This is a genomic window from Amycolatopsis sp. WAC 01376 (assembly GCF_003947415.1).
GTDB lineage: Bacteria > Actinomycetota > Actinomycetes > Mycobacteriales > Pseudonocardiaceae > Amycolatopsis.
In genome coordinates, this window is the sequence record NZ_QHKL01000001.1 from 925237 (window position 1) to 940890 (window position 15654).

Annotated in this window: 17 protein-coding genes; 9 read left to right on the forward strand and 8 right to left on the reverse strand. The window is 67.5% G+C overall.

From position 1 onward, the window contains the following. Positions 1-4: 4 nt before the first annotated feature. From yidD to DMH03_RS04425, 8 genes are all read left to right on the forward strand, one after another. Positions 5-310 carry a membrane protein insertion efficiency factor YidD gene (gene yidD, locus DMH03_RS04390; protein WP_034321908.1) on the forward strand — a complete coding sequence of 102 codons (306 nt, stop codon included), beginning with the start codon at positions 5-7 and terminating at the stop codon, positions 308-310. A gap of 4 nt (positions 311-314) precedes the next feature. Next, on the forward strand, positions 315-1418 hold the full coding sequence (gene yidC / locus DMH03_RS04395; RefSeq protein WP_125790680.1) for a membrane protein insertase YidC: 1104 nt from the start codon (positions 315-317) through the stop codon (positions 1416-1418). Positions 1419-1448: 30 nt separating this feature from the next. After that, complete coding sequence (locus DMH03_RS04400; RefSeq protein ID WP_125790681.1) at positions 1449-2006, forward strand: R3H domain-containing nucleic acid-binding protein; 558 nt, start codon at positions 1449-1451, stop codon at positions 2004-2006. A 210-nt stretch (positions 2007-2216) separates the two neighbouring features. Further along, positions 2217-2897, forward strand: coding sequence for a 16S rRNA (guanine(527)-N(7))-methyltransferase RsmG (gene rsmG, locus DMH03_RS04405; protein WP_125790682.1), 681 nt, complete (start codon positions 2217-2219; stop codon positions 2895-2897). 64 nt (positions 2898-2961) lie between these two features. Then, a complete protein-coding gene (locus DMH03_RS04410) occupies positions 2962-3891 on the forward strand; it encodes a ParA family protein (protein ID WP_125781540.1) in 930 nt (309 codons plus the stop codon). Next, positions 3888-4904: a ParB/RepB/Spo0J family partition protein gene (locus DMH03_RS04415; protein ID WP_125790683.1), complete on the forward strand. Its 1017-nt coding sequence runs from the start codon at positions 3888-3890 to the stop codon at positions 4902-4904. Before DMH03_RS04410 ends, DMH03_RS04415 begins: the two co-directional genes overlap by 4 nt. Positions 4905-5025: 121 nt before the next feature. Continuing rightward, positions 5026-5661: an HAD family phosphatase gene (locus tag DMH03_RS04420; RefSeq protein WP_255431229.1), complete on the forward strand. Its 636-nt coding sequence runs from the start codon at positions 5026-5028 to the stop codon at positions 5659-5661. Further along, positions 5634-6044: a hypothetical protein gene (locus DMH03_RS04425; protein WP_233611273.1), complete on the forward strand. Its 411-nt coding sequence runs from the start codon at positions 5634-5636 to the stop codon at positions 6042-6044. Before DMH03_RS04420 ends, DMH03_RS04425 begins: the two co-directional genes overlap by 28 nt. A gap of 46 nt (positions 6045-6090) precedes the next feature. Here the strand turns inward: DMH03_RS04425 and DMH03_RS04430 are convergent, their stop codons facing one another. Next, entirely contained in the window at positions 6091-7041 is a 951-nt protein-coding gene (locus DMH03_RS04430; RefSeq protein WP_125790685.1) for a D-alanine--D-alanine ligase, read from the reverse strand. Between the two features lie 37 nt (positions 7042-7078). Further along, positions 7079-8398: a PLP-dependent aminotransferase family protein gene (locus tag DMH03_RS04435; RefSeq protein WP_125790686.1), complete on the reverse strand. Its 1320-nt coding sequence runs from the start codon at positions 8396-8398 to the stop codon at positions 7079-7081. Positions 8399-8593: 195 nt separating this feature from the next. Between DMH03_RS04435 and DMH03_RS04440 the strand changes: the two genes are divergently transcribed. After that, entirely contained in the window at positions 8594-9238 is a 645-nt protein-coding gene (locus DMH03_RS04440; RefSeq protein WP_125781532.1) for an N-acetyltransferase, read from the forward strand. Positions 9239-9610: 372 nt separating this feature from the next. On the opposite strand, the gene DMH03_RS04445 is transcribed toward DMH03_RS04440, so the two are convergent. The 6 genes from DMH03_RS04445 to DMH03_RS04470 all read right to left on the reverse strand — a co-directional run bounded on the left by DMH03_RS04445 (position 9611) and on the right by DMH03_RS04470 (position 15624). Next, positions 9611-10759 (reverse strand): N-acetylmuramoyl-L-alanine amidase, encoded by a 1149-nt coding sequence (locus DMH03_RS04445; RefSeq protein ID WP_125790687.1) that lies wholly within the window; start codon positions 10757-10759, stop codon positions 9611-9613. A gap of 251 nt (positions 10760-11010) precedes the next feature. Next, positions 11011-11334 carry a thioredoxin gene (trxA, locus tag DMH03_RS04450; RefSeq protein ID WP_125790688.1) on the reverse strand — a complete coding sequence of 108 codons (324 nt, stop codon included), beginning with the start codon at positions 11332-11334 and terminating at the stop codon, positions 11011-11013. A gap of 41 nt (positions 11335-11375) precedes the next feature. Next, positions 11376-12371 (reverse strand): thioredoxin-disulfide reductase, encoded by a 996-nt coding sequence (gene trxB, locus DMH03_RS04455; RefSeq protein ID WP_125790689.1) that lies wholly within the window; start codon positions 12369-12371, stop codon positions 11376-11378. Between the two features lie 214 nt (positions 12372-12585). After that, entirely contained in the window at positions 12586-13374 is a 789-nt protein-coding gene (locus DMH03_RS04460) for a hypothetical protein (RefSeq protein ID WP_125790690.1), read from the reverse strand. Then, positions 13371-14033: an RNA polymerase sigma factor SigM gene (gene sigM, locus DMH03_RS04465; protein ID WP_125790691.1), complete on the reverse strand. Its 663-nt coding sequence runs from the start codon at positions 14031-14033 to the stop codon at positions 13371-13373. The genes DMH03_RS04460 and sigM overlap by 4 nt, the downstream gene beginning before the upstream one ends. 31 nt (positions 14034-14064) lie before the next feature. Next, positions 14065-15624 (reverse strand): protein kinase family protein, encoded by a 1560-nt coding sequence (locus DMH03_RS04470; protein ID WP_199748760.1) that lies wholly within the window; start codon positions 15622-15624, stop codon positions 14065-14067. Between the last annotated feature and the right edge of the window lie 30 nt (positions 15625-15654).

Sequence of the window (15654 nt, forward strand, 5' to 3'; positions counted from 1 at the left end):
CGGCATGCGAGCCACCGAGAACGAGACCACCGAAGATGCCCGGCCAGGCCCGGTGGCATGGGTGCTGCTCCTGCCCATCAAGCTGTACCGCAAGGCGATCTCCCCCTTCTTTCCTCCGGCGTGCCGGTTCTACCCGAGCTGTAGCGCGTACGCCGTCGAGGCACTGACCCGGCACGGCGCCGGCCGCGGCAGCTATCTCGCGGTCCGGCGTCTGCTGCGCTGTGGCCCGTGGACCATGCCCGGCCGCGACCCGGTACCCGAGACGTTCTCGTGGCGCCACCGCCGACCTGAAACACCGATCGAGGAGTAGCTCAGTGCTCGACTTCATCTACTACCCCGTGTCCTTCATCTTGTGGTGTTGGCACAAGGTCTTCGGGCTCGTGTTCGGTGAGGCGAACGCGATTTCCTGGGTCCTCGCGATCATCTTCCTGACGGTCACCGTCCGCGGCATCATGTTCAAGCCGTTCGTGAACCAGGTCCGGTCGATGAAGAAGATGCAGGACTTCGCGCCGGAAATGAAGAAGATCCAGAAGAAGTACTCCAACGACCGGCAGCGCCAGGCGATGGAGATGCAGAAGCTCCAGAAGGAGCACGGCGTCAACCCGCTGGGCAGCTGCCTGCCGATGCTGCTTCAGATCCCGGTCTTCATCGGTCTGAACCACGTCCTGCGGATGTTCACCATCAACCCGTACGGCGGGCCGAAGACCGAGAACTACTTCTTCGATCAGGCCGGCGTCGAGTCCTACGTCCACGCGAAGCTGTTCGGCGTCAACCTCGGCGACGCCATCTACACCGGCGTCGACATGGTCAGCGGTGGCAACACGGCCGCCGGGTTCCACTGGGGCGTCGCGCCGGTCGCGATCCCGCTGATGATCATCGCGAGTATCGCGACGCACCTCACCGCGCGTCACTCGGTCCAGCGCCAGAACCCCGAGTCGGCCACCCCGCAGACCGCGATGATGAACAAGCTGACGATGTACGTCTTCCCGATCGGTGTCCTCGTCTTCGGTGCGCTGTTCCCGATCGGTCTGCTCATCTACTGGCTCGCCAACAACGGCTGGACCCTGATGCAGCAGCGCCTCGTCTACACGAAGATCGACAAGGAAGAAGAGGCCCGCAAGGAAGCCGAGAAGGAGAAGCGCGCGAACCTCGGCCCCAAGCCCGGCCAGAAGCCGACCGCGCCGCGCCCCGGCCAGAAGCCGGTCCAGCAGAAGAGGAACAAGCAGTCCTCCGGTGGTCAGGTGAAGAAGGCGGGCTCGCCCCACGGCTTCGCCCAGACCGATCCCTCCACTGCGGAGAAGAAGGACGCCAAGAACGCATCAGCCGAGCCGTCCACCAACGGCTCGAAGGAGAACGTCGCGGACGCGACCGAGCTCATCTCTGACTCGACTAAGAAATCGGGCCGGAAGCGTCGCTGACGCCGATCCGGGCCGGAGAGGAGACCAGTAATGGCGGAGACGATCGACACGATCGACGCCGAGGAGAACAGCGCGGCCGAAGTTGAGGACGCCGCTGAAGAGACCGCTCGCAAGGGAGGTGTCGACGACGACGTCCTCGTGAAGGAGGGCGACATCGCCGGCGACTACCTCGAGCGGCTGCTCGATCTTTTGGACTACGACGGCGACATCGACCTCGATGTCGAAGCGGGCCGCGCGATCGTCAGCATCGACGGTGGCGAGGATCTGGAGAAGCTCGTCGGACCGCGCGGCACCGTGCTGGAGTCGCTGCAGGAGCTGACGCGGCTGGCGGTCCAGCAGGAGACCGGTTCGCGGAGCCGACTGATGCTGGACATCGCGGGCTGGCGCGCGGACCGTCGCGAGGAGCTCCGCGAGCTCGGCCGCTCGACCGCCGAGACCGTGGTCTCCTCCGGTGAGCGCGTCCGGTTGCAGCCGATGAGCCCGTTCGAGCGGAAGGTCGTGCGCGGCGCGCTCGCCGCGGTCGACGGGGTCAAGAGCGAGAGTGAAGGAGAGGACCCGAAGCGCCGGGTCGTCATCTTCCCCGCCTGACGGTTACTCGAACGAAGCGGCCCGCCGGTCATCCGGCGGGCCGCTTCTTTGTGTCGGGGGTGAATTGCAGCCGTGGCGTTTCACGTGAAACGCGCGAGACGAGTGGAGTTGTCCACAACTTCGGACTGTCTCCCCGCTTTGCGGTCGGCGTCATGGACAATCAGTGGAGCGCGTTTCACGTGAAACGGCGTCGAGGGTTGAGGAGCAAGAGTGGGCTTGGACGGGGTCGCCGCAGCGGTTCGGAGTGCGGCGTCGGAAGTATTCGGAGACCGCCTCGAGCAAGCCGTCGGCTACGTCGAACTCCTCGAGCGGCATGGCGTGGAGCGCGGACTGATCGGGCCTCGTGAGGTCGACCGGCTGTGGGAGCGCCACGTCCTCAACTCCGCCGTCATCGGCGAACGTATCCCCGACGGCGCCCGCGTGGTCGACGTCGGCTCGGGTGCGGGGCTTCCGGGTGTACCGCTCGCGATCAGCCGACCAGACCTCGATATCGTTCTGCTCGAACCGATGGCCCGCCGGGTCGACTGGCTGGCCGAGGTTGCCGAGAAGCTGGAACTCCCCATCACCGTGGTCCGCGGGCGCGCGGAGGAGCGGCAGGTACGTGAGGAGCTCGGTGACGCCGATGTCGTCACCGCCCGGGCGGTCGCTCCGTTGGCCCGGCTCGCGAACTGGTGCCTCCCGCTCGTGCGTTCCGAAGGTGCTCTGGTCGCCCTCAAAGGAGCGAGCGCTGGAGAAGAAATCGAACGCGATCGCGTCGCCGTCCGAAAGGCAGGCGGAGGCGAGCCGGAAGTCTTCGAGTGCGGTACCAAGGTGCTCGAGGTTCCGAGCACGGTCGTCGTGATCCACCGTCTGCCTCCGAAGCAGTCCCGCTCGCGCGGCAGGCGCAGCTAACCCGGTTCCACGTGAAACAACGCGGAACGACTCCCACGTCTAATACAGAGGAGGCTCGAGACCGGTGACTCCCCCGCCGTCCGACCCTGCGAGCGCCGGCCAGGAACTCGGCTGGACGCCCATCGCCGAAGAAGCCGTCCGCGCCGCCAGCGTGCTGCACCCCAAGGAGGGTGCGCTCCCCCGGCCGACTCGTCGGCGAGTGCTGACGGTCGCCAACCAGAAGGGCGGCGTCGGCAAGACGACCAGCACGGTGAACCTCGCCGCCGCCCTCGCCGTCCACGGGCTCAAGACGCTCGTGATCGACCTCGACCCCCAGGGCAACGCGAGCACCGCGCTCGACATCGACCACCGGTCCGGCACCCCCTCGATCTATGAGGTGCTGATCGGCGAGGTGTCGCTCGCCGAGGCGGCGGCGCAGAGCGAGCAGTCGTCGAATCTCTACTGCGTGCCCGCGACCATCGACCTCGCCGGTGCGGAGATCGAACTCGTCTCCATGGCGTCCCGCGAGATGCGGCTCAAGGAGGCGCTCTCGTCCGAGATCCTCGACGAGATCGGCGTCGACTACGTCTTCATCGACTGCCCGCCGTCGCTCGGCCTGCTGACCGTCAACGCGATGGTCGCCGCGCAGGAGGTGCTGATCCCGATCCAGTGCGAGTACTACGCGCTCGAAGGTCTGGGTCAGCTGCTGAGCAACATCGAGCTCGTCCAGGCGCACCTGAACCGCGAACTCAGCGTCTCCACGATCCTGCTCACCATGTACGACGGCCGGACGAAGCTGGCCGATCAGGTGACGAACGAGGTCCGGAACCACTTCGGGGACACTGTTCTCAAGACGGTCATCCCCCGCAGCGTGAAGGTGTCCGAGGCGCCCGGCTACGGGCAGACCGTCCTCGCGTACGACCCGGGTTCCCGTGGCGCCATGAGCTACGTGGACGCGGCGAAGGAGATCGCACAACGGGGTGCGGAGATGAAGGAAAGGAGCGGTACGGCATGAGCGAGCGCAGAGGAGGGCTCGGGCGCGGGCTCGCCGCCCTGATCCCCACCGGTCCGCCACCGGGCTCTGCGGCCCCCGTCGAGAACGGCTCCGCCACGGTTCCCGTTCCCGCGGTCAAGCCCGCGGGGCCGGATGACAAGGGCTGGTTCGCGGCCAACGGTGAGGCGGGTTCGCACGGCGGAACCGTCGCCGGCGCGGTCTACCGCGAAGTCCCGGTCAGCCAGATCAAGCCGAACCCGAAGCAGCCGCGGCAGGTCTTCGACGAAGAAGCCCTCAACGAGCTGGAGCACTCGATCCGCGCGTTCGGGCTCATGCAGCCCATCGTGGTCCGGGAGCTCGGCCCCGACGAGTACGAACTCGTCATGGGCGAGCGGCGGCTCCGCGCGTCTCAGCTGGCGGAGCTGGAGGCCATCCCGGCGATCGTCCGCCAGACCGCCGACGAGGCGATGCTGCGTGACGCACTGCTCGAGAACATCCACCGCGTCCAGCTCAACCCGCTCGAAGAGGCGGCCGCGTATCAGCAGCTGCTCGACGAGTTCGCGGTCACGCACGAGGAGCTGGCGAGCCGGATCGGGCGCAGCCGCCCGGTCATCACGAACACGATCCGCTTGCTCAAACTCCCCCTCGCGGTCCAGCGACGGGTCGCCGCCGGGGTGCTTTCGGCGGGGCACGCGCGGGCGCTGCTCTCCCTCGAAGACGCCGAGAGTCAGGAAGAGCTGGCCGCGCGGATCATCGCGGAGGGCATGTCGGTCCGTGCGACCGAGGAAGCCGTCACGCTCAAAAAGAGCGAGAAGCCGGCCAAACCGAAGCCCGCTCCCCGCAAGCCGATCCAGGCGCCCGGACTTCAGGAACTGGCGAACCGGCTTTCGGACCGGTTCGACACTCGCGTGAAGGTCGACTTGGGACGCCGAAAGGGGCGGATCACGCTCGAATTCGGCTCGGTTGACGATCTTGAACGCATCGTCGCGCTCATGGATCAAAATCAGGCAAATCAGACATCCGAAACCGATTAGGGATCACACCGGGTCGTTTTGTCACGGTGACGATAGCTGTGTGCTGACCACTCGGTGACGATGAGTGCTTGAACTGGGGGCAAGTGTGAAGGCGCTCTTCGACGGTCGAAATCCTCGCGCGGTGGTCTTCGACTGCGACGGATTGCTCATGGACACCGAGCCGTGTTGGTCGGTCGCCGAGACCGAACTGTTCGCGCGGCGAGGTCTGCCGTTCGGTCCGGACGAGAAGGCGTTGGTGATCGGCAAGTCGCTACCGGCCGCCGCCGACGCGATGGCGAAGGCGTTCGGCGAACCCGGCGGCGGCGCCGTGATCGCGGACGAGTTGCTGAGGTTGGTGACCGAGGTCGTCACCGCGAAGGCGGAGGCGATGCCCGGCGCGCGTGAGTTGGTCGAACTGACCGCAGCCGCCGTTCCGGTCGCCGTCGCGAGCAACTCGCCCCGGGCCCTGTTGGACGCCGCTCTCCTCCGCGGCGGACTTTCGGCGATGTTTCCCGTGAAACTGGCCGCCGATGAGGTGGCCGCGCCGAAGCCCGATCCGGAGATGTACTTGACCGCGTGCGATCTCTTGAACGTCGAGCCCGCCGACGCACTGGCGTTCGAGGACTCGATGACCGGCCTGCGGTCGGCGCGAGCGGCCGGGCTGCCCGTCATCGGGGTGCCCACGTTGCGACAGCAGGACTTCCCCGCCGATTTCGTGATCGGCTCGCTGCGCGACGAAGAACTGCTGGCATGGGTGCGCGGCTGGCCCCGGCGATGACCGGTCTGCCCTTCGTCCGCTTCCAGAGTCCGATTCGCAATGAGCGGGGAACCTTCACCGGGGTCTTCGGTCTCGTCAACGGCCTCGCCCGGGCTGGGCGCCTCACGGTCGAGCAGGAAGCCTTTCGCCGGACGAGCAATGATTGGTTCGACACGAACTTCACCAACCCAGCGCACGTCGACCCGAGCGTCTACGACGTGGACGTGAACCCCGGGGCCGCGGCGTGGTTCAAAGCGACCGCTCGGGTCTTCATCGAGCGGGTCGACGGCTACCTGTCGATCCTGGAGACGCACGAGGTCCCGTGCGAGGCCGTCTGGTCGGCGAACCCGGGCCGGGTCATCTACGAAGATGAGCACCAGGTCGTCGCCGTAGCCCGGAAATGAAAAGGGGACTCGCCCGCACCGGGCAAGTCCCCTTCGTCGATCAGACTCAGCTCTTGCGTGCGATCGCTCGGCCGACGAGGCCGGCGAAGACCGATCCGAGGGTGGCACCGGCCGCCTCGATCGCGACCGGAACGATCGACGTCTCGGTCAGGCCCGGCGACAGGTTCACCGCGAGGAAGTAGACCGTGCCGTCTTCGGCGACTACGGCGTCGGTGCGTGAGATGTCGCGAAGCCCGAGTTGCCGGTGCACGGCGACGGCCAGTTCGCCGACCGCCTTGGCGGCGTCGTCGGGGATCCGCGCGGGAGTGAAGAAGTCGGTCAGCCCGGCGGTATAGCGGGCGGTGTAGTCGTACACGCCGCTCTCCGGGACGATCTCGACCGCGGGCAGTGCCTCGGGGCCCTCTTCGCCTTCGATGACCGTCACGGCCACCTCGACGCCGGATACGAACTTCTCGGCGAGGACCGTGTCGCCGTACGCGAAGCAGCCGACCATCGCACCGGGCATCTCCGCGGCGTCCTTGACGACCTGGGCGCCCAGCGCCGAACCGCCCTGGTCGGGCTTGAGGATCAGGGGCAAGCCCAAGGTTTCGACCATCGCGTCCAGTACGGCTTGCGCACCGAGTTCGCGGAAGGTGCTGTGCGGCAGCACGACCCAGTCCGGCGTGGTGAAGCCCGCGTCGGCGACGAGCGCCTTGGCCGTCGGCTTATCCCACGCCCGGCGGCAGCCCTGCGAGCTGGTGCCGACATAAGGCACGTCGAGCATCTCCAGCACCGTCTGCACCGCGCCGTTCTCCCCTTCACCGCCGTGAAGGGCGACGATGGCCGCGTCGGGGCGCTGGGTGCGAAGGCGTTCGAGCAAGCCCGCGTCGGTGTCCCACTCTTCGACGATGAGACCTTCCGCCCGCAACGCGACCGAAAGCCGGCGCCCGGAGCGGATAGAGACGTCGCGTTCGTGGGAAAGTCCGCCTGCGAGTACGGCAACGGTGCGGTCGACCACCGAGGACTCCTTATATGTCTATGGGACGTCCGGTCGATCAGACCGTGTCCGGAGAGGGGTTCTGCGGCCCCGAGATCGAACGGGGGCTCGCGTTACCGAAGGTACGCGCCAAGTCCATTTCGGACTCGAGCACCGCCGCGAGCCGCCGGACGCCTTCGCGGATCCGCTCGGGTGTCGGGTAGCAGTAGGAAAGACGAAGTTGTCTGCTGCCGAATCCGTCGGCGTAGAAACCGGTTCCGGAGGCGTACGCGACCCGGGCCGTGACGGCTCGCGGCAGCATCGCCTTCGTGTCCACGCCTTCCGGGACGGTCATCCAGACATAGAAACCGCCGTCGGGTTTGGTCCAGCTGCACCCGGCGGGCATGTGCTGATCGAGCGCGGACAGGATCGCGTCCCGGCGCTCCCGGTAGTTCTCGCGGAAGGTCTTGATCTGACCCATCCAGTCATGAGTCGAGAGGTATCGCGACACGATCAACTGGTTAAGCGTGGGCGGACAAAGGGTCGCGGACTCGGCAGCGAGCACGAGTTTCTCCCGGACGGCGTGCGGCGCGAGCACCCAGCCGACCCGCAGCCCGGAGGCGAAAGTCTTCGAGAACGAGCCCAGGTACACGACGTTGTCGGGGTCGATCGAGCGGAGCGCCGGGTACGTCTGCCCGCTGAAGCCGAGCAGACCGTACGGGTTGTCTTCGACGATGAGGATATCGTTTTCGCGGCAGATCTCCACGATTTCCGCACGTCGCTCGACGGCCAGCGTGACGCCGCCGGGGTTGTGGAAGTTGGGGATCGTGTACAGGAACTTGACCCGGCGGCCCGCTTTCCGGGTTTCCGCGAGCGCGGCACGCAGCCCCTCGGGGACCAGGCCGTGGTCGTCCATCGCGACGTGGACGACGTTCGCCTGGTACGCGGCGAAAGAGCCGAGCGCGCCGACGTACGAGGGGCCTTCGGCGATGATGACGTCGCCCGGATCGCAGAACAGCCGGGTGACCATGTCGAGCCCCATCTGGGAGCCGACCGTCACGACGACGTCGTCCGGGTGGGCCTTGATGCCTTCGAGGGCCATGATCTCGCAGATCTGCTCGCGCAGCGACGGGACGCCGTGCGCGGACCCGTACTGGAGCGCGACCAGGCCCTCTTCGGCGATCAGTTCGCCGACCTGCCCGGACAACGTGTCCAACGGGAGCGCGGCGAGGTTCGGCATCCCGCCGGCGAGCGACACCACCTCGGGGCGACTGGCGACCGCGAACAAGGCCCTGATCTCGGAGGCAGTCATCCCGGCCGTACGCGCGGCGTAGCGGTCGAGATGAGGGTCGAGGTTGTGTCGGCCGGGCTCCGGCCGGACAGGGCGATTCTCGGTCATCAGGCGCTTCACCCGTGCTTCGAAGTGGACATAGTCGCTACCGACTGGTAGTTCCATCGAGTGTAACCACCCTCCCTTGAGGGGCCCTGGCCTTCCGGTGTTCATCACATCGGCCTATCCTCGGTCAGGTCCCCTTCAGTGAGTCCTGCTCGGGACAGGGCTGCGTCGGGTGTCGTCGTTCAGGGAGGTTTGTCGGTGTCGCGTCGCGTCGTGGGCGTAACCCTGGACAACCTCGAACATCTGCCCAAGAGCTGCCGCCGCTGCGTGTACTGGGAGCTGGCGCCGCATTTGAAGGCGCAGGCCGAGGAGTACGGCGCGACAGAGGTCGAGAAGGAAGCCTGGGTCTCCAGCGTGCTGCTGGAGTGGGGTTCCTGCGGCCGGATCGTCTACAGCGACACCCTGCCGGTCGGTTTCGTGCTGTACGCGCCGCCGAACGCCGTGCCGCGTTCGCTGGCCTTCCCGACTTCACCGCCCGGTCCGGACGCGGTTCTGCTGACCGCCTTCCAGATCCTCCCCGAATTCCAAGGTGGCGGACTCGGCCGGATGCTGGTGCAAGCCGTCGCGAAGGATCTGACCAAACGCGGGGTCCGCGCGATCGAAGCCTTCGGTGACGCCAAGCCCGACGAGACCGATCCGGACGGCGGGCACAGCTGCGTGCTGCCCGCCGCGTTCCTGCAGAGTGTCGGCTTCAAGACCGTGCGGCCGCATCCGCGGTGGCCGCGGCTGCGACTGGAACTGCGGTCGGCGATCTCGTGGAAGGAAGACGTGGAAGCGGCCCTCGAACGGCTGCTCGGCCAGGTCTCCATCACGACGGCCGAGCCGAGCATGGGCCGCGCCTGACCTTCTTCGCCTTTTCGGACGGCTATCTTCCGCTTGCCATGAACGGTCCTTTCCTTGCAAATTTCGCAAGGAAAGGACCGTTCCTAGCGCTCGCGTGAGCCGCTTTAGCAGAGTTTCCGAGTACGCGCAGCAGCCGTCCCCTGCCTTGGGGACAGCTGTGGGTAACCCGCCGAGTTATCCACAGATCGCTGATAGGAGCGGTGGAAAATCTGTGGATGGGTAGGCTGGACCTGGGGACGCCCCCCGGGAAGGGCGGGGGCTGCGCGCCGGGTGGGGCTAGGGGTGGCGTGGGTCGGCGAGGGGTGACACAACCGGTTGTGCCGAGGGTGTCGGCAGGGGGATGTGCGCTCGCGTGCGGGTGTGGAGGACTGGCTACTCCGCTTTGGCGAGTTCGTGGGCCAGGACGTCCGCGAAGGTGAACGTGCCTGTCGGCTGGTCCCCTTCACCGAGGAGATACAGGCGCTTCACGGCGACCAGGATGCCTTCGGCGACGATGTCGCGGAAAGCCGGGTCCGACAGTTTGCGGCTGTCTTCCGGGTTGGTCAGGTAACCGATCTCGATCCGCACCGCCGGGCAGCGGGTGCGGGTGAAGATCTCCCAGGTCTTGTAGTGCGTGCGGCAGTCGAGCATGCCGGTGCGGGCGGCCAGCTCGCGCTGGATGAAGCCCGCCAGCAGCTCACCGACGGTCGACGTGGCGCCGTTGCCGGTACCGAAGTGGAAGCTCGCGACCCCTTGCGCCTTGGGCGAGGGGTTCTTGTCGTTGTGCAGCGAAAGGAACAGGTCGGCGCCCGCCTCGTTCGCGAACTTCGCCCGTTCCCCCTCGGTCGGGCTTTGGTTCGGGCCGCGCGAGATCAGCGCCTCCATGCCCGTGGCCTGCATCCGGCCTTCGAGCCGCCGCGCGAGGTCCCAGGCGATGTCCGCTTCACGCAGACCGCTGGCGACGACACCGAGGTCGTCGCCACCGTGGCCGGGGTCGATCACGATGCGCTTGCCGCGCAGCCGCGGACCCGCCTGCCGCACCTGCTCCTGCTCGCGCAGGAAGACGGGACGGCCGCCGCGCGCACGCGGCGAGGAGAGCCGGTGCAGTTCGCGGATCGTGGCCGGGCCGCACATGCCGTCGGAAACCAGGCGCATGTCGCGCTGGAAGGTCTTGAGCGCGCGTTCGGTCTGGGGACCGAAGTGCCCGTCCGGGCGGCCGGCGTCGAAACCGAGTTCGGTCAACCGCTCCTGGAGCGCGAAGACGTCGTCGCCCTGCATGGGTGCGGAGAACATGTAGGTGAGCGGGCGGCTGCCCAGGTGGAAGCCTGCGCCGCGAAGCGCCTGGTAGGTCGCAGGACCCACCAGACCGTCGGTGATGAGCCCACGGCGCTGCTGGAACGCCCGCACGGCATGTTCCATCGCCGTGTCGAAGACCTCGTACTCCCCGGATTCGGTCACCGGCGGGAGCAGCTCCATCGCCGCCAGCGTGGACCTGATCTCGGCGACGTCCGGTCCGGCGTCACCGCGGCGGAGTACCCGCATGCACTCCTCGCTCTTCCCTTTGGGGCACCGATCGAGCTCGATGCACGACTCTGAAAACCCTGCGGGGCGAACCCCGGTGCTCTATTGTGCCCTGTGAACTCTCGGTGAGCGCGGAGGCCCGGTCGGTGCGTCAAGCGCCCGTTCGTGGAACTCGTCCAGGCGTTCCCGTAACGGTGAGATTTACCCAGTCTGCCGAACGACGAAACCCGGAGCCTGGGCAGGCCCCGGGTTTCGGCTGGTGAAACGCGAGATCAGAGGACGTCGGCGAGGTCCGACAGCAGCGCGGCCTTCGGCTTGGCGCCGACGATCTGCTTCACCGGCTTGCCGCCCTGGAACAGGATCAGCGTCGGGATCGACATCACCTGGTAGTCACGCGCAGTGTTCGGGTTGGCGTCGATGTCGAGCTTCGCGATGGTCAGCTTGTCGCCGTTTTCCGCCGCGATCTCCTCGAGCACCGGGGCGACCATCTTGCACGGACCGCACCAGGTGGCCCAGAAGTCGACCAGCACGGGCTTCTCGCTCGTGAGCACGTCGTCGACGAACGTCTTGTCGGTCACCGTCACGGTGTTGGCCATGGTGTCTCCTTCTGGGTGGTGAAACTCCGGTGTGGGGAAAGTCAGTTGGTGGTGGCGCCGTAGCCGCCGCCGACCAGCTCAGGGGTTTCCTGAGCGGTCTCGACACCGGCGTGCTCCGCCAGCCATCGTTCCGCGTCGATCGCCGCGGCGCAGCCCGAGCCCGCGGCGGTGATCGCCTGCCGGTACGTGCGGTCGACCAGGTCGCCCGCCGCGAAAACACCCGGAAGGTTCGTGTACGAGGTCCGGCCCTGGGTGAGCACGTAACCGTCCTCGTCGAGGTCCACCTGACCACGCACCAGTTCACTGCGCGGATCGTGACCGATCGCGACGAAGAACCCGGTCACGTCCAGCTTCGACTCTTCGCCGGTCACCGTGTCCTTGAGCTTGAGGCCCTCGACCTTGCCTTCGCCCTCGACCTGGGTGATCTGCTTGTTGAGCGCCCACTTGATCTTCTCGTTCTCGCGGGCACGCTCCAGCATGATCTTGGAGGCGCGGAACTCCTCGCGACGGTGGACGATCGTGACGGACTTGGCGAACTTCGTCAGGAAGGTCGCCTCCTCCATCGCGGAGTCGCCGCCGCCGGCGACCACGATGTCGTGGTCGCGGAAGAAGAAACCATCGCAAGTGGCGCAGGCGGAGACGCCGCGGCCGAGCAGCTCCTGCTCGCCAGGGACGTTCAGGTAGCGCGCGGCGGCGCCCATCGCGAGCACGACCGAACGGGCCGCGTAACGCTTGCCGTTCGCGACGACGTACTTGACGTCACCGGTCAGCTCGACGGACTCGACGTCCTCCTGGCGCAGGTCGGCGCCGAAACGCTTGGCCTGCTCGCGCATCTCTTCCATGAGGTCGGGACCCTGGATGCCTTCGCGGAAGCCGGGGAAGTTCTCGACCTCCGTCGTCGTCATCAGCGCACCACCGAACTGAGTGCCCTCGAACACCAGCGGTTCGAGCTGCGCTCGTGCCGCGTAGACAGCGGCGGTGTAACCCGCAGGACCCGACCCAACAACGATCAGGTTCCTGATCTCCTCGGCAGCCACCCGTGACCTCCGCTCGTAGTGACCTGTTCACCAGGCTCAACACGATCGTAGGGGCCGGTGTTCCCGTGGTGACCGGCGCTACTTTCTCTCGCCTTGCGCCACGGCGTAGATCCGACCTCTAGCGCCGCTAGGAAAGCTAGCGCGATAGCAAAGGTCCCTCGCTCCCCCGAAATGGGGCTGATGGGGAGCGAGGGACCAGTGAGGTTTCGGTCGGCTACTTCTGTCCGATGATTTTGTCGAAGAGGATCGCCGGGTTGCCAGGGCCGCAGTCGGCACCGAAGGCGACGATGCGGAACTGGGCGAGTTTGCCTGTGGTGTAGATGACCATCACGCCGTCCTTGCCCGCGACGTTCACCGGCCGGATGCCCTCCGGTCGCACGCCGGCGTCCATTCCGGCCGCGGCGACACAGGCGTCGAGCCGCTCTTCGGTCTTCAGCGAGCCGAAGTCGCGCACGCCGATCGCCTTGCCGACGAGCGCTTCGGCTCCTCCGCCGTCTCCGCCGACCGAAGGGCCCGAAGGAGCCGATGGCGCGGGCTGGGCGATACCGCCCGAATCCGGCTCCCGAGTGGTGGGCACGACGATCGCGACGGTGGCGATCGCCGCCGCGGCCACGGTCGCTATCCCGGCGCCCCAGCCGATCCGCTTGTTCCGCCGCCGCCGTGCGGCCGCGAGGTCCACCACCGGGGCGGCCTGTTCCTGCTGCCCTTCAGATGCGCCTTGAAACGCAGGCGACACCCGCATCTCGGCGGCCAGCGCGGCGTCGATCCGTGCCGCGAACTCCGCGGGCATCGGAGCGACCGGCTCGTTCGCGAGTTCCGCGAGGTCGGCCGTGGTCGCTTCGAGTGCTTCGATGATCGCCACTGCTTCGGGGTCGGCGTTCACCAGCGGCCACAGTTCGGCCGCCTCTCGCTCGTCCAGCACACCTGCGTGCAGGTCGGCGAGCACATCGACAGACCACGGCGGACCGACGGTCCCACCGATCCCCCTGCTCTCGTCTGTCATCGTCCCTCCCCGTCACCCGGCGTGCCCTGAGGACGCGAAGCCGGCCTGCGCGACTGGCTAGCGCGCTCTCGTTTGCTTTCGTGAGTTGGGACGTTCGCAATCGCATCGGGGTTCCGTAGATGTCCGAGAACCTTCGCGAGCTTTCCGCGACCTCGGGCACATCGGCTCTTGACCGTGCCTTCCGCGATGCCGAGCATCTTCGCCGTCTCGGCGACGGAGTATCCCTCGACGTCGACCAACACGATCGGGGCACGTTGCTCTTCGGGGAGCTGATCGAGGGCTTCCTTGACGACGAGGCTCGTCTCGCGTTCGGACATCGAGTCACGCGGGGAAGCGGGCTCGTTGAACTGCCCGGTCTCGGGCAGCGGGACGGTCGGTCTGGCCTTGCCCCGCCGGATGCGGTCGAGGCAGGCGTTGACGACGATGCGGTGCAACCACGTCGTCACCTGCGATTCCGCTCTGAAATTGCCCGCTGCTCGGAACGCGGAGATGAACGCGTCCTGCAGGGCGTCCGCGGCTTCTTCCGGGTCCCGCAAGGTGCGCAGGGCTACCGCCCACATGCGGTCTCGATGTCGCTGGACCAGTTCACTGAACGCGCGCGGGTCGCCGGCGGCATGCGCCGCGATGAGATCCGCGTCCGTTGGAGCTGCAGCTGTCACCCGGGAGAGCCTACTGACCCCGTGCCTTCGGTCACCCCGCAGGCAGGAAGGTCAGCTCTTTGAGTTCGGTGACGAACTTTCCGCCGTCGTCTTCACCCAGCTGAGTGATCCAGATGATGAAGTACTGACCCTGCTGAGGCTGCTGCAAAGCGATGGTCGACTCGCCGGCCGCGAGGTCCCCCGTCCCGACGACCTTGGTCTCGTCGAGCTTCGGGTTCTTCTTGTCGGCGGAGCGGATCTCGACCTTCGAGCCGGGGCTCGCCGAGTCGATCTTGATCTGGCTGAGGGTGATCGGGTCCTTGAAGGTCACGACCAGTCCGACGCCGTCCTTGAGCACCGGGAACTGCTTGTTGTACTGGTCGGTCTTCCACGAAGTGCCCGCGTCGCCGTCGGTGGTGTTCTTGGCGCGGCCGGGGCTGTCGCCCTTGTTGCCCGGGTTGAACACGGTGACGGCCGACGGCTTCACCGCGGCGCCCACGGCCGGGGACGGCTTCTGCTGAGCGGGCGGCGGCTGCTCGCCCGAGGGCGGCGTGACCTGTGAGGACGAGGGCGCGGCGACGTTGATCTGCGGACCGCTCGACTTCGATTCGCCCTGGAACAGGTTGATCAGCATCATCCCGCCCCAGGCGAGGATGACCACGGTCGCGACGACCAGCACGGTCACGCCGAACGCCAGCTTCTTGCGCCGCGCGACGTCCTTGACCGGCTTCTTCGTCGTCCAGACCGTGCCGTCGGGTTCGGCCACGGCCTCTTCCTCGCCGACGGCCTTGATCAGCTGCGTGCGCTCTTCGGCTTCGGCGACCTGGTCCAGCACGCGCAGGATGGCCGCGCTGGTGCGGATGCCGCCGTGGCCGCCGTCCTCGATGGTGCGGACGGCGAGCGAGGACAGCTCGACCGGCACCGTCGGGACCAGTGACCGCGGCGGGATGACGCGGCCGGTCGGCGCGTGCGGCGCCGCCGGGATCGCGGCGGGACCGCCGGGCAGGGCCCAGCGGCCGGTCAGCAGCAGGTACAGGACCGCGCCGAGTGCTTTGACGTCGTCGCGAAGGGTCGCTTCGGGCAACGGGCCCGGGAAGGCGAGCTTCAGCGCGCCGTCCGGGGTGAGCCGCAGGCGCTGCGGATGGTCGAGGCCGAGGACGAGACCGTTCTGATGGGCGTGGTCGACGGCTTCCGCCAGCGCTTGCACCATCCGGGCCGCCGCGGCGGGCGCCACCGGGCGCTGTGCCACGAGGTCGACCAGGTCGCTGCCCTTGGTCCATTCCGCCACGACGACACCGAGCAATCCTTCGCTCGAGGTGACGCCGCTGCCGAGGCTCAGCACGTCGAGGACGCGCGCGACCCCGCCGTGGCCGAACTTCGAAGCGTGCGCGGCACGCTCCAGCGTCCGGCGCGCGAGCCTCGCGGCCTCCGCGTCCGCCGGATCGCCGACCAGCAGCGTCAGCGCCACATCACGCTTCAGCTGCCCGTCGCGCGCTCGCCAAAGATGCGCGGCGGCTCTTTCGTCCACCCCGAACTGTGCGAGCAGGCGATACCGGCCGTCTCCGACGACCCGGCCAGGGGCCAGCGACCCGCCTTGGGCCCGGATGCCCACCTGGCTCGCCTCCCCTGCCTGTTCGCTCCG